At 61.1% G+C, this 14,797-nt stretch carries 15 protein-coding genes; 13 read left to right on the forward strand and 2 right to left on the reverse strand.

The genetic code is table 11. The features are described from left to right. The first annotated feature begins 100 nt into the window (after nucleotides 1–100). The 10 genes from dnaA (at nucleotide 101) to POS17_RS00050 (ending at nucleotide 8,777) form a co-directional block, all read left to right on the forward strand. Nucleotides 101–1,639, forward strand: coding sequence for a chromosomal replication initiator protein DnaA (dnaA, locus tag POS17_RS00005; RefSeq protein ID WP_060836807.1), 1,539 nt, complete (start codon nucleotides 101–103; stop codon nucleotides 1,637–1,639). 38 nt (nucleotides 1,640–1,677) lie between these two features. Further along, entirely contained in the window at nucleotides 1,678–2,781 is a 1,104-nt protein-coding gene (gene dnaN, locus POS17_RS00010) for a DNA polymerase III subunit beta (protein ID WP_009046209.1), read from the forward strand. A gap of 20 nt (nucleotides 2,782–2,801) precedes the next feature. Next, nucleotides 2,802–3,905 (forward strand): DNA replication/repair protein RecF, encoded by a 1,104-nt coding sequence (gene recF, locus POS17_RS00015; protein ID WP_060836808.1) that lies wholly within the window; start codon nucleotides 2,802–2,804, stop codon nucleotides 3,903–3,905. Between the two features lie 4 nt (nucleotides 3,906–3,909). Continuing rightward, entirely contained in the window at nucleotides 3,910–6,327 is a 2,418-nt protein-coding gene (gene gyrB, locus POS17_RS00020) for a DNA topoisomerase (ATP-hydrolyzing) subunit B (protein WP_060836809.1), read from the forward strand. A 121-nt stretch (nucleotides 6,328–6,448) separates the two neighbouring features. Next, complete coding sequence (locus tag POS17_RS00025) at nucleotides 6,449–6,853, forward strand: Imm1 family immunity protein (protein WP_060836810.1); 405 nt, start codon at nucleotides 6,449–6,451, stop codon at nucleotides 6,851–6,853. A gap of 22 nt (nucleotides 6,854–6,875) precedes the next feature. Beyond that, complete coding sequence (locus POS17_RS00030) at nucleotides 6,876–7,211, forward strand: hypothetical protein (RefSeq protein ID WP_148654937.1); 336 nt, start codon at nucleotides 6,876–6,878, stop codon at nucleotides 7,209–7,211. A 6-nt stretch (nucleotides 7,212–7,217) separates the two neighbouring features. Then, a complete protein-coding gene (locus tag POS17_RS00035; RefSeq protein WP_060836812.1) occupies nucleotides 7,218–7,730 on the forward strand; it encodes a DUF4265 domain-containing protein in 513 nt (170 codons plus the stop codon). Further along, on the forward strand, nucleotides 7,727–7,918 hold the full coding sequence (locus tag POS17_RS00040) for a hypothetical protein (RefSeq protein ID WP_060836813.1): 192 nt from the start codon (nucleotides 7,727–7,729) through the stop codon (nucleotides 7,916–7,918). The genes POS17_RS00035 and POS17_RS00040 overlap by 4 nt, the downstream gene beginning before the upstream one ends. Nucleotides 7,919–7,974: 56 nt before the next feature. After that, nucleotides 7,975–8,460 carry a DUF4265 domain-containing protein gene (locus POS17_RS00045; protein ID WP_060836814.1) on the forward strand — a complete coding sequence of 162 codons (486 nt, stop codon included), beginning with the start codon at nucleotides 7,975–7,977 and terminating at the stop codon, nucleotides 8,458–8,460. Next, nucleotides 8,457–8,777, forward strand: a complete 321-nt coding sequence (locus tag POS17_RS00050; RefSeq protein ID WP_173655877.1) for an immunity protein Imm33 domain-containing protein — start codon at nucleotides 8,457–8,459, stop codon at nucleotides 8,775–8,777. The genes POS17_RS00045 and POS17_RS00050 overlap by 4 nt, the downstream gene beginning before the upstream one ends. 27 nt (nucleotides 8,778–8,804) lie before the next feature. Here POS17_RS00050 and POS17_RS00055 read toward each other — a convergent pair whose 3' ends face one another. Continuing rightward, nucleotides 8,805–9,533 (reverse strand): response regulator transcription factor, encoded by a 729-nt coding sequence (locus POS17_RS00055; protein WP_060836816.1) that lies wholly within the window; start codon nucleotides 9,531–9,533, stop codon nucleotides 8,805–8,807. 233 nt (nucleotides 9,534–9,766) lie between these two features. Between POS17_RS00055 and POS17_RS00060 the strand changes: the two genes are divergently transcribed. The 3 genes from POS17_RS00060 (at nucleotide 9,767) to POS17_RS00070 (ending at nucleotide 13,789) form a co-directional block, all read left to right on the forward strand. Then, on the forward strand, nucleotides 9,767–10,054 hold the full coding sequence (locus POS17_RS00060) for a hypothetical protein (RefSeq protein ID WP_060836817.1): 288 nt from the start codon (nucleotides 9,767–9,769) through the stop codon (nucleotides 10,052–10,054). A 399-nt stretch (nucleotides 10,055–10,453) separates the two neighbouring features. Next, complete coding sequence (locus POS17_RS00065) at nucleotides 10,454–11,452, forward strand: FecR family protein (protein ID WP_060836818.1); 999 nt, start codon at nucleotides 10,454–10,456, stop codon at nucleotides 11,450–11,452. 18 nt (nucleotides 11,453–11,470) lie between these two features. Continuing rightward, nucleotides 11,471–13,789, forward strand: coding sequence for a CHASE2 domain-containing protein (locus POS17_RS00070; RefSeq protein WP_060836819.1), 2,319 nt, complete (start codon nucleotides 11,471–11,473; stop codon nucleotides 13,787–13,789). Between the two features lie 180 nt (nucleotides 13,790–13,969). On the opposite strand, the gene POS17_RS00075 is transcribed toward POS17_RS00070, so the two are convergent. After that, nucleotides 13,970–14,740 carry a lysophospholipid acyltransferase family protein gene (locus POS17_RS00075; protein ID WP_060836820.1) on the reverse strand — a complete coding sequence of 257 codons (771 nt, stop codon included), beginning with the start codon at nucleotides 14,738–14,740 and terminating at the stop codon, nucleotides 13,970–13,972. Between the last annotated feature and the right edge of the window lie 57 nt (nucleotides 14,741–14,797).

The raw sequence follows: 14,797 nt of genomic DNA on the forward strand, positions 1-14,797 counted from the left end.
TTAGTGTCCTGAGGGCACGCTACATGTGGATAAGTGGGCGGCTGATCGCTACAATGGCCGCTTGTTTTTGCCTCACCGGCTTTCAACTTAGGGGATATCCGTGTCAGTGGAACTTTGGCAGCAGTGCGTGGAGCTTCTGCGTGATGAGCTGCCTGCCCAGCAATTCAACACTTGGATCCGTCCGCTACAGGTCGAAGCCGAAGGCGACGAGTTGCGTGTTTACGCACCGAATCGTTTTGTTCTCGATTGGGTCAACGAAAAGTACCTGGGGCGGGTGCTCGAGCTGCTGGATGAACACGGCAACGGCAGTGCGCCGGTTCTTTCCTTATTAATAGGCAGCAAACGCAGTTCGGCGCCTCGCGCTGCACCTAATGCGCCACTGGCCGCCGCTGCCTCGCAAGCGCTGCAAGCGGCAGCGGCCAATGCCACCCCGGCGGCTCCTGCGCCCACTCCGGCACCCACTTCCGCTCCGGCCAAGAAAGCCGCGGCGCAGAAGAGTGCCGAGGTCAGCGAAGAACCCTCTCGTGACAGCTTCGACCCGATGGCGGGCGCCAGCTCGCAGCAGGCACCGGTACGCGCCGAGCAACGTACCGTCCAGGTGGAAGGTGCGCTCAAGCACACCAGTTACCTGAACCGCACCTTCACCTTCGAGAACTTCGTCGAGGGCAAGTCCAACCAGCTGGCCCGCGCGGCGGCCTGGCAGGTGGCAGACAACCCCAAGCATGGCTACAACCCGTTGTTCCTGTATGGCGGCGTCGGTTTGGGTAAGACCCACTTGATGCACGCTGTGGGTAACCACCTGTTGAAGAAGAACCCGAATGCCAAGGTCGTGTACCTGCATTCCGAGCGCTTCGTGGCGGACATGGTCAAGGCGTTGCAGCTCAATGCCATCAACGAATTCAAGCGCTTCTACCGTTCGGTCGATGCGCTGCTGATCGATGACATTCAGTTCTTCGCCCGCAAGGAGCGTTCCCAGGAAGAGTTTTTCCACACCTTCAACGCCCTCCTCGAAGGCGGCCAGCAGGTGATCCTCACCAGCGACCGTTATCCGAAGGAGATCGAGGGCCTGGAAGAGCGCCTCAAGTCCCGCTTCGGCTGGGGCCTGACGGTGGCGGTCGAGCCGCCGGAACTGGAAACCCGGGTCGCGATCCTGATGAAGAAGGCCGACCAGGCCAAGGTCGAACTGCCCCACGATGCGGCGTTCTTCATTGCCCAGCGGATCCGCTCCAACGTCCGTGAACTGGAAGGCGCGCTCAAGCGGGTCATTGCCCACTCGCACTTCATGGGCCGCGACATCACCATCGAGCTGATTCGCGAATCCCTGAAGGACCTGTTGGCCCTGCAGGACAAGCTGGTGTCTGTGGATAACATCCAGCGCACCGTCGCCGAGTACTACAAGATCAAGATTTCCGATCTGCTGTCCAAGCGACGTTCGCGTTCGGTGGCCCGCCCGCGTCAGGTGGCCATGGCCCTGTCCAAGGAACTGACCAACCACAGCCTGCCGGAAATCGGCGATGTGTTCGGCGGCCGCGACCACACCACGGTGCTGCACGCCTGCCGCAAGATCAATGAACTTAAGGAATCCGACGCGGACATCCGCGAGGACTACAAGAACCTGCTGCGTACTCTGACCACTTGATGACTCCAACGCAGCTTATTAAGGCAAGGGACTAGACCATGCATTTCACCATTCAACGCGAAGCCCTGTTGAAACCCCTGCAACTGGTCGCCGGCGTCGTCGAACGTCGTCAGACCTTGCCGGTGCTTTCCAACGTGCTGCTGGTTGTCGAAGGCCAGCAACTGTCGCTGACCGGTACCGACCTGGAAGTCGAGCTGGTCGGTCGTGTGCAACTTGAAGAGCCGGCCGAACCGGGGGAAATCACCGTTCCCGCGCGCAAGCTGATGGACATCTGCAAGAGCCTGCCCAACGACGCCCTGATCGACATCAAGGTCGACGAGCAGAAGCTGGTGGTGAAGGCCGGGCGTAGCCGCTTCACCCTGTCGACCCTGCCGGCCAACGACTTCCCGACTGTGGAAGAAGGCCCGGGCTCGCTGACCTGCCAGCTGGAACAGAGCAAGCTGCGTCGCCTGATCGAGCGCACCAGCTTCGCCATGGCCCAGCAGGACGTGCGCTACTACCTCAACGGCATGTTGCTGGAAGTGTCTGCCGGGATCATTCGCGCCGTGGCCACCGACGGTCACCGTCTGGCCATGTGCTCGATGCAGGCGGATATCGGTCAGCCCGATCGTCACCAGGTGATCGTGCCGCGCAAAGGTATCCTGGAACTGGCACGCCTGCTCACCGAGCCGGACGGCAACGTCAGCATCGTCCTGGGCCAGCACCATATCCGCGCCACCACCGGCGAGTTCACCTTCACTTCCAAACTGGTGGACGGCAAGTTCCCGGACTACGAGCGCGTGCTGCCAAAAGGCGGTGACAAGCTGGTATTGGGCGACCGTCAGGCCCTGCGTGAAGCCTTCAGCCGCACCGCGATCCTGTCCAACGAGAAGTACCGCGGCATCCGTCTGCAACTGGCCAATGGTCAGCTGAAGATCCAGGCCAACAACCCGGAGCAGGAAGAAGCGGAAGAAGAAGTGGGCGTGGAATACAACGGCGGCTCGCTGGAAATCGGCTTCAACGTCAGCTACCTGTTGGACGTACTGGGCGTGATGACCACCGAACAGGTTCGCCTGATCCTGTCCGATTCCAACAGCAGTGCGCTGGTGCAGGAATCCGACAACGACGACTCGGCTTACGTTGTCATGCCGATGCGCCTGTAATCATGCTCAGCAGAAGCTAGATGTCCCTCAGTCGCGTCTCGGTCACCGCGGTGCGCAATCTGCACCCGGTGACCTTCTCCCCCTCTCCTCGCATCAACCTTCTCTACGGCGCCAACGGCAGTGGCAAGACCAGCGTGCTGGAAGCCATCCACCTGCTGGGGCTTGCCCGCTCGTTCCGCAGCGCCCGCCTGTTACCGGTGATCCAGTACGAGCAACTGGCCTGCACCGTGTTTGGCCAGGTGGAGTTGGCCCAGGGCGGACACAGCAACCTGGGAATATCCCGGGATCGCCAGGGGGAGTTCCAGATCCGCATCGACGGGCAGAATGCCCGCAGCGCCGCTCAGCTGGCGGAAATCCTGCCGCTGCAGTTGATCAACCCGGACAGCTTTCGCCTGCTGGAAGGCGCCCCCAAGATCCGCCGGCAGTTCCTGGACTGGGGAGTGTTCCATGTGGAACCGCGCTTCATGTCCACCTGGCAGCGCCTGCAGAAGGCCCTGCGGCAGCGGAACTCATGGCTGCGGCATGGTACACTTGACGCCGCTTCGCAAGCGGCCTGGGACCGGGAACTGTGTCAGGCCAGCGCTGAAATCGATGAATACCGCCGCGCTTACATCAAAGCCTTGAAACCAGTCTTTGAGCGGACCTTGGGCGAGCTGCTGCAGCTCGAGGGCCTGACGCTTAGCTATTACCGTGGTTGGGACAAGGACCGAGAGCTCAGTGAAGTGCTCGCGACCGCCCTGCACCGTGATCAGCAAATGGGTCATACCCAGGCCGGTCCACAACGTGCTGATTTGCGTCTGCGCTTAGGCGGACACAACGCCGCGGACATCTTGTCCCGTGGCCAGCAGAAGTTGGTGGTCTGTGCCTTGCGCATTGCCCAGGGGCACCTGGTGAGCCAGGCCCGTCGCGGTCAGTGTATTTATCTGGTGGATGACTTGCCGTCCGAGCTGGACGAGCAGCACCGCCGCGCACTTTGTCGCTTGTTGGAAGACTTACGCTGCCAGGTGTTCATCACCTGTGTAGACCACGAATTATTGAGGGAAGGCTGGCAGACGGAAACGCCAGTCGCTTTGTTCCACGTGGAACAAGGCCGTATCACCCAGACCCACGACCATCGGGAGTGAAGGCATGAGCGAAGAAAATACGTACGACTCGACCAGCATCAAGGTGCTGAAAGGTTTGGATGCCGTACGCAAACGTCCCGGTATGTACATTGGCGACACCGATGACGGCAGCGGTCTGCACCACATGGTGTTCGAGGTGGTCGATAACTCCATCGACGAAGCGCTGGCCGGTCATTGCGACGACATCAGCATCATCATCCACCCGGACGAATCCATAACCGTTCGCGACAACGGTCGCGGCATCCCGGTGGATGTGCACAAAGAAGAAGGCGTCTCGGCGGCCGAGGTCATCATGACCGTGCTTCACGCCGGCGGTAAGTTCGACGACAACTCCTACAAGGTTTCCGGCGGCCTGCACGGCGTGGGTGTATCGGTAGTGAACGCTCTGTCCGAAGAGCTGATCCTCACCGTGCGCCGCAGCGGCAAGATCTGGGAACAGACTTACGTCCACGGTGTTCCGCAAGAGCGGATGAAGATCGTTGGCGACAGCGAAACCACCGGTACCCAGATCCACTTCAAGCCTTCGGCTGAAACCTTCAAGAACATCCACTTCAGCTGGGACGTCCTGGCCAAGCGGATTCGTGAACTGTCCTTCCTCAACTCCGGTGTCGGCATCGTCCTCAAGGACGAGCGCAGCGGCAAGGAAGAACTGTTCAAGTACGAAGGCGGCCTGCGTGCCTTCGTTGAATACCTGAACACCAACAAGACTGCGGTCAACCAGGTGTTCCACTTCAACATCCAGCGTGAAGACGGCATCGGCGTGGAAATCGCCCTGCAGTGGAACGACAGCTTCAACGAGAACCTGTTGTGCTTCACCAACAACATTCCTCAGCGCGACGGCGGCACCCACCTGGTGGGCTTCCGTTCGGCCCTGACCCGTAACCTGAACAACTACATCGAGCAGGAAGGCCTGGCCAAGAAACACAAGGTCGCCACCACCGGTGACGACGCACGTGAAGGCCTGACCGCAATCATCTCGGTGAAGGTGCCGGATCCGAAGTTCAGCTCCCAGACCAAGGACAAGCTGGTGTCTTCCGAAGTGAAGACCGCGGTCGAACAGGAAATGGGCAAGTACTTCTCCGACTTCCTGCTGGAAAACCCCAACGAAGCCAAGTTGGTGGTGGGCAAGATGATCGACGCTGCCCGTGCTCGTGAAGCGGCGCGTAAAGCCCGTGAAATGACCCGCCGCAAAGGCGCGCTGGATATCGCCGGCCTGCCGGGCAAATTGGCGGACTGCCAGGAAAAAGACCCGGCCCTGTCCGAACTCTACCTGGTGGAAGGTGACTCTGCTGGCGGTTCCGCCAAGCAGGGACGCAACCGCAAGACCCAGGCGATCCTGCCGCTCAAGGGCAAGATCCTCAACGTCGAGAAGGCACGCTTCGACAAGATGATCTCCTCGCAAGAGGTGGGCACCCTGATCACCGCGCTGGGCTGCGGCATCGGCCGCGAAGAGTACAACATCGACAAGCTGCGTTATCACAACATCATCATCATGACCGATGCTGACGTCGACGGTTCGCACATCCGTACCCTGCTGCTGACCTTCTTCTTCCGTCAGTTGCCGGAGCTGATCGAGCGCGGCTACATCTATATCGCCCAGCCGCCGCTGTACAAGGTCAAGAAAGGCAAGCAAGAGCAATACATCAAAGACGACGACGCCATGGAAGACTACATGACCCAGTCGGCTCTGGAAGATGCCAGCCTGCACCTGAACGACGAAGCTCCGGGGATCTCCGGCGAGGCGCTGGAGCGCCTGGTCAACGACTTCCGCATGGTGATGAAGACCCTCAAGCGCCTGTCGCGCCTGTACCCGCAGGAGCTGACCGAGCACTTCATCTACCTGCCGGCCGTGACCATGGAGCAACTGTCCGACCACGCCGCCATGCAGGATTGGCTGGCCAAGTACGACGCCCGTCTGCGCACGTCCGAGAAGTCCGGCCTGGTCTACAAGGCCAGCCTGAGGGAAGACCGTGAACGTAATGTCTGGCTGCCAGAGGTCGAGCTGATCTCCCATGGCCTGTCCAACTATGTCACCTTCAACCGCGACTTCTTTGGCAGCAACGACTACAAGACCGTCGTCTCCCTCGGCGCTCAACTGAGCACCCTGCTGGACGAAGGCGCGTATGTTCAGCGCGGCGAACGCAAGAAAGCCGTCACCGAGTTCAAGGAAGCCCTGGACTGGCTGATGGCGGAAAGCACCAAGCGCCACACCATCCAGCGATACAAAGGTCTGGGCGAGATGAACCCTGACCAGCTGTGGGAAACCACCATGGACCCAAGCATGCGCCGCATGCTCAAGGTGACCATCGAAGACGCCATCGGCGCCGACCAGATCTTCAACACCCTGATGGGTGATGCGGTCGAGCCTCGTCGCGACTTCATCGAAAGCAACGCCCTGGCGGTGTCCAACCTGGACTTCTGATCCAGCGACACAGCTGACAATAAAAAGGCCAACGCTTGCGTTGGCCTTTTTTATTGGCAGATTGTTCAATCCCTCATCCATAACGATTTGCGTTTTTATCCGGACAAGGCAGTCATGGCAAATGCTCAAGAAAATCATTGAAGATGAATATGCCGGTAATCGTTGTCACACCCATGAGTGGTTGAACCCCGACTCGATGCAGGTGTTGTCCGCGTTCAACCGCCTGGACGGAAAGGCTTTCAGCTCGACGGTTTTTTTCTTCAGTGACCAGACCCTGATGCATATCGGGGGCGGTGCGGCCGATCAGTATGTGGTCTTTATCGCCCAGGACGTCGACCAGTCGTTGCAGACCCTGCTCAGCGCAGACACTCCTGATGATCAGTGGGTTGAATTGGTCGCGGGCGGCCAGTCCGGCAGTTACCCTCGCTATCAGTGTGTGGCTAAAGAGCGAGCGAGAAAGGCCCTGGATTATTTCTCGGCCTATGGCTCGGCTGATCCTGATCTGGCCTGGGAAGTGGAAGGCTAACTGGACAATAGGGACGTTGACCTTGGCAGGTACAAGCAGCCACCTGTTCGATGAAGCACGCTTCCCCATCGCCTGGCGTTTCAATGCCGCAGATTGTGGTCTGAGTACTGACGACAAACAGCGAGTTGTGCTGTTTGAGCAGGCGGCGTCGCAGATGCTATGGGAGCGGTTTATCCCCGTGCCCAGTCTTATCGCTGGGCTGCCCAGGGATATTTTTATAAAAGGCTGGGACGACTTTTTCTATCCGTCCGATGAGAATACGGTCCTGGTCATGCCGGGCCGCGCAGAGGTCATAATTTCCTTCGAGGAAAACCTCTTTTACGGACAGTGTGTGAGGCCCATGGTGGCGACTCTGTGAGATGCAATGGATAACTCGACAGCACAGTTTCACAAGATCATTTTCAAGCTCACCGTCGACGCCGACGGTTACCCACCGGTGGAGTATGAATCGCTGTGGGGCATTCAACGGGGTGCAGGTGTCTATGAGTTGGATAACACGCCCTGCTATCTCTACGGCGTGAGCAAGGGGGACTGGGTGCTGACTCGCGCCGATGCCCACGAGTTGATCGCGACTGGCGTGGTGCGGCAATCCGGGCACTCGACGCTGCGGGTTTTTGCCGAGCGCGAGTCGGAGCGCTCGAGCATTGTGCAGCACCTGCGCAGCCTTGGCGCCCGGTGCATACTTACCCGGGGCCTGTCGCTGTTCACCGTGGACATCGCGCCCGAGGTCAGTTTTTGCGCCATCGACCACTACCTGTCTTCCATCACCGACGACCAACATATCGCTTATGAAGATGCCTGTTTACAGCATGGGGCCATTGAACCCGCGCGCATGAGCGAGTGCTTATCGCTGGCTTCACTTGAGGTTCAAGCATGACGGTCGAATGGCCTGCCAATTGTTTCAGCCAGGACCGCATCATTTTCAGCATGGCCAGCCCCGTCACCTGGTGTGCGGGCCTGGATCGGCTGGTGCTGTTGCTGGCACCTGAACTGCAGGACGACCCGGCCATCGAACAAGCGCTTCGAGACGTGTTCATCGAGCAGTTGACCCCGCTACGCGGCTGAGCCCGGCTCGGTTCCCTTCACCCTTGGTAAAAACAGCAATCGCTCGGGAATGCGTTATGGATGATGAAAACCAGGAAATATCGATTCGCGTTGTCGCGGGGCAAAACGACCGTGGCCCGGTCTATGAGCCGCTGCATGTGCGGCGGATCGATGACGACAGCTACGAGATTCTCTACTCACCGGGGCTGACGCTGAACCTGGCCAAGGGCGACATTATCTCGATCAAGGACCCACAGGCCCCCGCCGTGGTGCTCAAGCGCGGCGGCAACTTCTGCATTCATATTTATGCGGATTACATCCCCGAGGACGACATTACTGCCCTGGCGGCGGATGTGGCGTCCGAACTGGGCGGCATGCTCGACGGGCGCTACAAGGGCAATCTGACCTTGTCGGTGCCGGCGCGAAACGGCATGGACAACATCGCCCCGTTCTTCAACCGTTTCCGCGAGACCACGGGCATCGAGTGGTACTACGCCAACATCTACAAGAACCTCGATGACACCGATGACGAGCCCTTGCTCGATTGGTGGCTGGACCAATGAACGAAAGACAGCAGCTTGTCTGTGAGCGCTACGACCTCGCTCCCCAGGCGCCGGAGCCGATGATTGCACTGGCCACCGGTTCCCTGGCGCAGTCGCCCATCTATGGCACCCGGGTCGAGTTGCCGGAGAATGGCACGATCAGTTGGTTTATCCACTGCGGCGAACATTCCACCGCCGTGGATTTCTACCAGCCTCTGTGCACCGAGCATCTGCTGGAGCTGTTGCCGGAGGTGATCGATTACCTGTATCTGCCGAGCGGGATGCGTTTCATCATCGACCGCGCCGGCTATGAAGATGTCTGGCAGGACCCGGAGTGATATCCAGCCGCTTTTGACGGCCAGCGGTCAGTGGCCCTGCTGGTCGGGCGACGCGACGCTTTCCAGCCGGTAGCCATAGCCGTAGATGGTCAGCAGCTGCCAACCGCGATCCGCGGTCAGCCCCAGCTTGTTGCGCAAGCGGTAGATGTGGGTGTCCAGGGGCCGTGAGGAAGCGATTTCCTCATGGGTCCAGAACCTTTCGTACAGGTACTCCCGAGACAGCGGCCGGCCCAGGTTGGCGAACAGGCAGCGGGCCAGGCGGTATTCGCGCTCGGTCAGGCTGATGGGGGCCCCGGCGCGGGTCACGGTCAGTTCGGCATCGTCGAAGGTCAGGTCGTTGAAGCTCTGGCGCTCTTCGCTGCCGTTGCGCTGCAAACCGTGGCGGCGCAGCACCGCATTGACCCGGGCCTTGAGTTCGTTGGGACGAAACGGTTTGCTCAAGTAGTCATCGGCGCCGGTGTTCAGGGCCTGGACAATATCGCTCTCGGCGTCGCGGCTGGTGAGCATGATGGCGGCCGGAGGGGCATCCATGTGTTCCCGAGTCCAGCGCAGCAACGACAGACCGCTGAGGTCCGGCAGTTGCCAGTCGAGTATCAGCAGGTCGAAGGTTTCCCGCCGGAGCTGACGTAGCAGGTCTTCGCCCCGTTCGAAGCGATGCAGGGTCCAGGCGGCTTCACCGGGGCCGCGAATTTCTCGCAGTGTCTGTTCCACCCGTGCCAGTTCTGCGGGTTCGTCATCCAGTATCGCGACACGCATGCCAGGCAGTTCCTTATGGTTCGAAGAGCCCCTGAGGCAGAGATCCAAGCGGCTTCAGGCTGGGGGAAGTTTAGGTGTCTTGCCTGATTCTGAACAATTATGGCGATTTGCTCTTGAGCCCCTGCTCCCTCGGTACGCTGATATCAAATAGCCGGTAAGGCACCTGGAGCACGGGTGCCTGGGGGGCTATCGCAGCAGCACGATACCGGCTCGCTCAAGCAAGGAAAAGAACCATGGGGAACATGTTCAGCAAAGGCCAGGTCGCGCTGGTCAGAATGTTCAACGGCGATGATCCGCTGCGCCTGGTCAGCTTGATGCTGGCGGCTTATCTGGGGATCAGTGCCAGCGGGTTGCCGTCGTCGTCCGCCTCCTGCTGTGAGGCCGCCAAGGTCGAGGCTTACTCGACGGCGGCCTCGCCCGCCCGCCATGAAACCAGCCAGACCCTGGATGCCGAACCGCTACTGGACCGGACAGCCCTGCCCGCGGATTGGCAGTCACCGGCACCCCGCTGGGTCTTTTAGAGGGCGAGGCGATGATTCTGAACAAATATTGCAAAACCGCCCCGACCGCTCCCGCGGCGCTACATTGGCTCTCGCTGAGTGGCACACGGGGGCACCTGGAAGTGCTCCGACACAGGGAGTGTCAACCGCCAGGCTGGCGGCACAACGCGCGCTTGCGTGCGTCGTTGAAGGGGAATACAGGGAGTGCCTCCTCAGGACTTTGGGCCGGGCGACCTGTCGCCCCGGTTCCGACACAGGGACGTGTCACTTTCTTTGCTTGCTGTGCTCTTCCCTCCCGGTGCCGATTCGCCCCCTCTGCCTGGGCGATGCCCTGCAGCACCCGGCTTTCTGCCCATGCGCTGCCTCAGGTATGGTGCGTAGGATTTCGCCGTGGTTTTCCCAAAGGCTCAAAGCATATTCATGAATGACCTCTGCCCTTCTCCGTCCGTTGGCCGGTTGCAGGTGGCGTGCGCCGCAGTGCTGCTAGCGGGGCTGATCCTGCCATCCTGCGCCTTGCAGGCTGCCCCGCAACGCCTTCCCTACCTGGATGACAACCAGCAATGCCGAGGCCAGCCCTTGCCGGCTACCGTCGAGCACCTGACGGGCGATGCCTGGAAACTGGACGCCAAGGGCCGCGAGGTGGCCCTGGAGGAAGGCATGAGCATCGATGAGAAAGAAGGGGTGAAAACCTCGCCATCGGCTTTCGTCAGCCTGTCCCTCGGGGACGGTTCGCGCGTGGTACTGCCCTCCAGTTCCCAGGTCACCCTGCAACTGAACACGCAATACAGCATTCCTCAGGTGGTCCTGGAACAGGGCCAGATCGAATCCTATGTGATCAAGCGCAACAGCGACCACGACCGTTTCCAGATCGTGACCCCCGTAGGCGTGTTGGGGGTGCGGGGGACTCACTTCCGAGTGCGCAATGACGATCAGCAATCCCTGGTGGAAGTGCTCAACGGCCAGGTGGCGGTGAGCCGCGACGAGCAGCCGCCGAGCAAGACTGCTCGGCGCTCCGGCAAGCATGTTGTGGATAAACCTGCCGGCCCGCTGCCGGGGGAGGTCCAGGTCATGGCGCGCCAGGGATTGCGCATTCAGAAGCAGGGCGAGCTCAAGCCGGTGGAGCTGCTGGCTGCGCCTCGGCTGCTGGGACAGGCCGGGCAAACCGGCGCCCTGCCCGTCTGGCAACTGATCCTGCAACCGTTGCCAGGGGCCCGTCGCTATCGGGCTCAGGTGGCCACCGACAAGGATTTCCTCAACATCAAGCAGGAACAGTTCTCCAGCACCCCGGAAGTGAACTTCACTGGCCTGAAGGCGTTTTTCTATCATGTACGGCTCTCGGCGTTCGACGAGCATGGCCTGGAAGGAGAAACCGGGGTCTATGACATCTTCTACTACCCCAGGACCACTCGTGTTCAATAAGCCGTCGGCGGGCCGTCGATGAGTTTCTGGAAGCAGAGGGCCAACGGCCGTGAACCGACCCAGGCCCAGCGTCTGTTTCGCCGCCTGGTACGTGAATGGCTGTGGGTTGGCCTGATACTGCTGCCCCTGACGGCCTTGCTGTCCCTGAGCCAGGGCCTGGCGTTGAACAACCTGTTCTATGACAACCTGCGACGCTTTACCCCGCTGCCGGTCGATCCGCGCATTCTGTTGGTGACCATCGACGACTACAGCCTGCAGCAACTGGGACGCTGGCCCTGGCCCCGGACGATGCATGGACAGTTGCTGGACCGGCTGACGGACGCCAAGGTCAAAGGCGTGCTGTTCGATGTGATCCTCAGCGAGCCCGGCAGCTCTGTGGAAAACGACACCCGGTTGGCCGCCGCCCTGTGCCGCGCCGGCACGGTGTTCCTGCCGGTGCTGCGCGAGGGGGTCGCTCGCTATGGCCAGGACCTGGAGGAAATCCCTCCGGTGCCGGTGCTGCGTCACTGCGCCCGGGGCCTGGGGCATATCAACGCGCAAGCGGATGCCGACGGTACCGTGCGCAGCGTCTACCTGCGCGAAGGTCCGCAGCAGGCGCCGCGGGCGCAGCTTACCTGGTTGCTCTACCAGCTCACCGAAGCCGATCCGCTGTCGCCGCTGATGCCGGGCCCGGAGACTCCGCAGGTGGCCCGGGGCTGGCTGCGAGCCAACCCGGTACGTATTGCCTTTATCGACAAGGCGGCGGGCTTTCCCAGCGTGCCCTATGTCAGCGTGCTGCGTGGCGAGGTGCCCGCCGAGTTGCTGCGTGATCGGCTGATCCTGGTCGGTTCCACCGCCCCGGGGCTGGGCGACCGTTATGTCACCCCGCAATCCGGCAGCCAGGGCACCACGCCGGGGGTGGAGATCCAGGCCAACCTGCTCAATGGGCTTTTGCAGCACCGCAGCATCGTCGACCTGGGCCAGTGGTCGGGGATGCTGTTGTCCATGGCCCTGACCGCCGCCTTGCTCGGGTTGTTGCTCTGGCGGCCGCGTCACGCCTTGTGGATAACCCTGGGTTGCATGGGCCTGGCGCTCTTGGGATCGGTGCTGATGCTGCGCCTGGGCTACTGGTGGTCGCCGGTGGCCAGCCTGCTGGGCATGCTGCTGGCGTACCTGATCTGGAACTGGCGGCGGCTGAGCGTGATCCTGGCCTACTTCGGCTGGGAGCTGGAGCGCCTGGACAGCGAGCCCAAGGTATTGCCGGAGCGCCGTCGTAGCCAGACCCCCGCCGGTGATGTGCTGCAAGGGCAGATCGTTGCCCTGGAACAGGCCCTGAGCCGGACCCGGGATACCCGGCGCTTTATCGCCGATGGCCTGGAGTACCTGCCGGTGGCGACCCTGATCAGTGATCCGGACGGCAAGATTCTGCTGGCCAACCGCAATGCCCGGGACGTGTTCGCCCACTCCCTGGTGGGGCAGCCCTTGATTGCGCAGTTGGCCGCCCTGGGTTACCCGGGCCTGACGGACGGGGCCCCTGTCCCGAGCCTGGGACAGTTGCCGGCCCTGGAGTTTCGCGACGTCCGGCGGCGCAGCCTGCGCATGGAACTGGCGCCCCTGCTGCCGGTGGACAGTGACAACGCCATCGGTTGGTTATTGAGCCTTACCGACCTCAGCGTCGAGCGGGACGCCGAGCAGCAGCGTGGCGTGCTGCTGCGCTTTCTGTCCCACGATCTGCGCGCGCCTCACTCGGCGATCCTCGCGCTGCTGGATGTGCAAAGCCGCCAGCCCTCGCCGCCCGGGCAGGTCTACAACCAGATCGAGCAGCAGGTGCGCCGGGCCCTGGAGCTGACCGAGGCTTTCGTGCAATTGGCCAAGGCCGAGTCGGAGGCCTATCAGTTCGCACCGAGCATGTTCGCCATGTTGGTGCTGGATGCCTTCGACCAGGCCACCACCCTGGCCCAGCTGAAGCAGATCCGCCTGCTGCATGACCTGGATGAAGACAATGAAGGCATGATCCTCGCGGACCAGTCGCTGCTGACCCGGGCCCTGTTCAATCTGCTGGAGAACGCCATCAAGTACAGCCCGCAGGGCTCCACGGTTCATGTTGCGGTGAGCTGTGCCGAGGGATGGCTGCGCTGCGAGATCGCCGATCAGGGCCAGGGGATTGCCGCGGCGGACCTGCCCCAGCTGTTCGGCCAGTACCAGCGCTTTGCCTCGGCCCAGGGCATCGATGGCCTGGGCCTGGGGCTGGCCATGGTCAAGGCGGTGGTGGACCGGCACCAGGGGCGGATCAGCTGTCGCAGCGAGGTCGGCCAGGGCTCCTGTTTCATCCTTGAGCTGCCTTTGTTGCAGGACTGAAGCCATTGGGATTGAACGGGCGAAAAAAAACCGGCAGCGAGGCCGGTTTTTTTGTGTCTGAAAAACTTATGCACGTTTTTCCACATTTTATTAGCTTGGGAAATATACATATAAATCAGTGATTTATAGGTGGATTTCCGCCGCTGTGAGAAAAGTCGTACACAGGTTATCCACAGAAGCTCATACAGCAACCTTATCCGTGGAAGTGGCCAATGGTGGCAATGAGCCCATATCCCGCTGGGCCTGTTCATTCCAGGCCGCCACCCGGTCATTGAGCTCGGCGATGGCGCGCGGCCCGCTGCCTTCGGCGTACATCGGTGCGCCAATGGTCACGGTGATGGTGCCCGCGCGCTTGGCCCAGCCGGTCTTCGGCCAGAACTTGCCGGCGTTGTGGGCCACCGGCAGCACCGGCAGGTCGGCGTTCACCGCCAGGGCGCTGCCACTGCGGGAGAACTTGCCAATGGTGCCGTAGGGGACGCGGGTGCCTTCCGGAAAGATCAGCACCCAGACATTGTCCTTGAGCAGTTCGTCGCCCTTGCTCGCCACCTGCTTGAGCGCGGCCTTGGGGTTGTCGCGGTCGATGGCGATGGGGCGCAGCATGGCCATGGCCCAGCCGAAGAACGGCACATACAGCAACTCACGCTTGAGGACCTGGCTCAAAGGCTCGAAATAGGCCGAGAGGAAGAAGGTCTCCCAGGTGCTCTGGTGATTGGAGACGATCACGCAGGGCCGCTCCGGGACGTTTTCAGCGCCCTGCACTTCTACGCGAATGTTCAGAAATACCTTGGTCAGCCACAGCGCGCAGCGACACCAGTAGACGTTTATAAAGCGATAGCGCGCCTTGAATGGCAGGAACGGCGCGATAAAAAAGCTCAGGGAGCACCACAGCAAGGAACTGGTGCCCAACAGCAGGTAAAAGAAGAAGGTTCTGATGGCCTGCAGGATCGACATAGCGGCATTTACCATTGCGGGCATGCCCGCCTGTTAAAAAGCGCTCTCCCGAACAGT

Source organism: Pseudomonas sp. Os17 (assembly GCF_001547895.1).
Lineage (GTDB): Bacteria > Pseudomonadota > Gammaproteobacteria > Pseudomonadales > Pseudomonadaceae > Aquipseudomonas.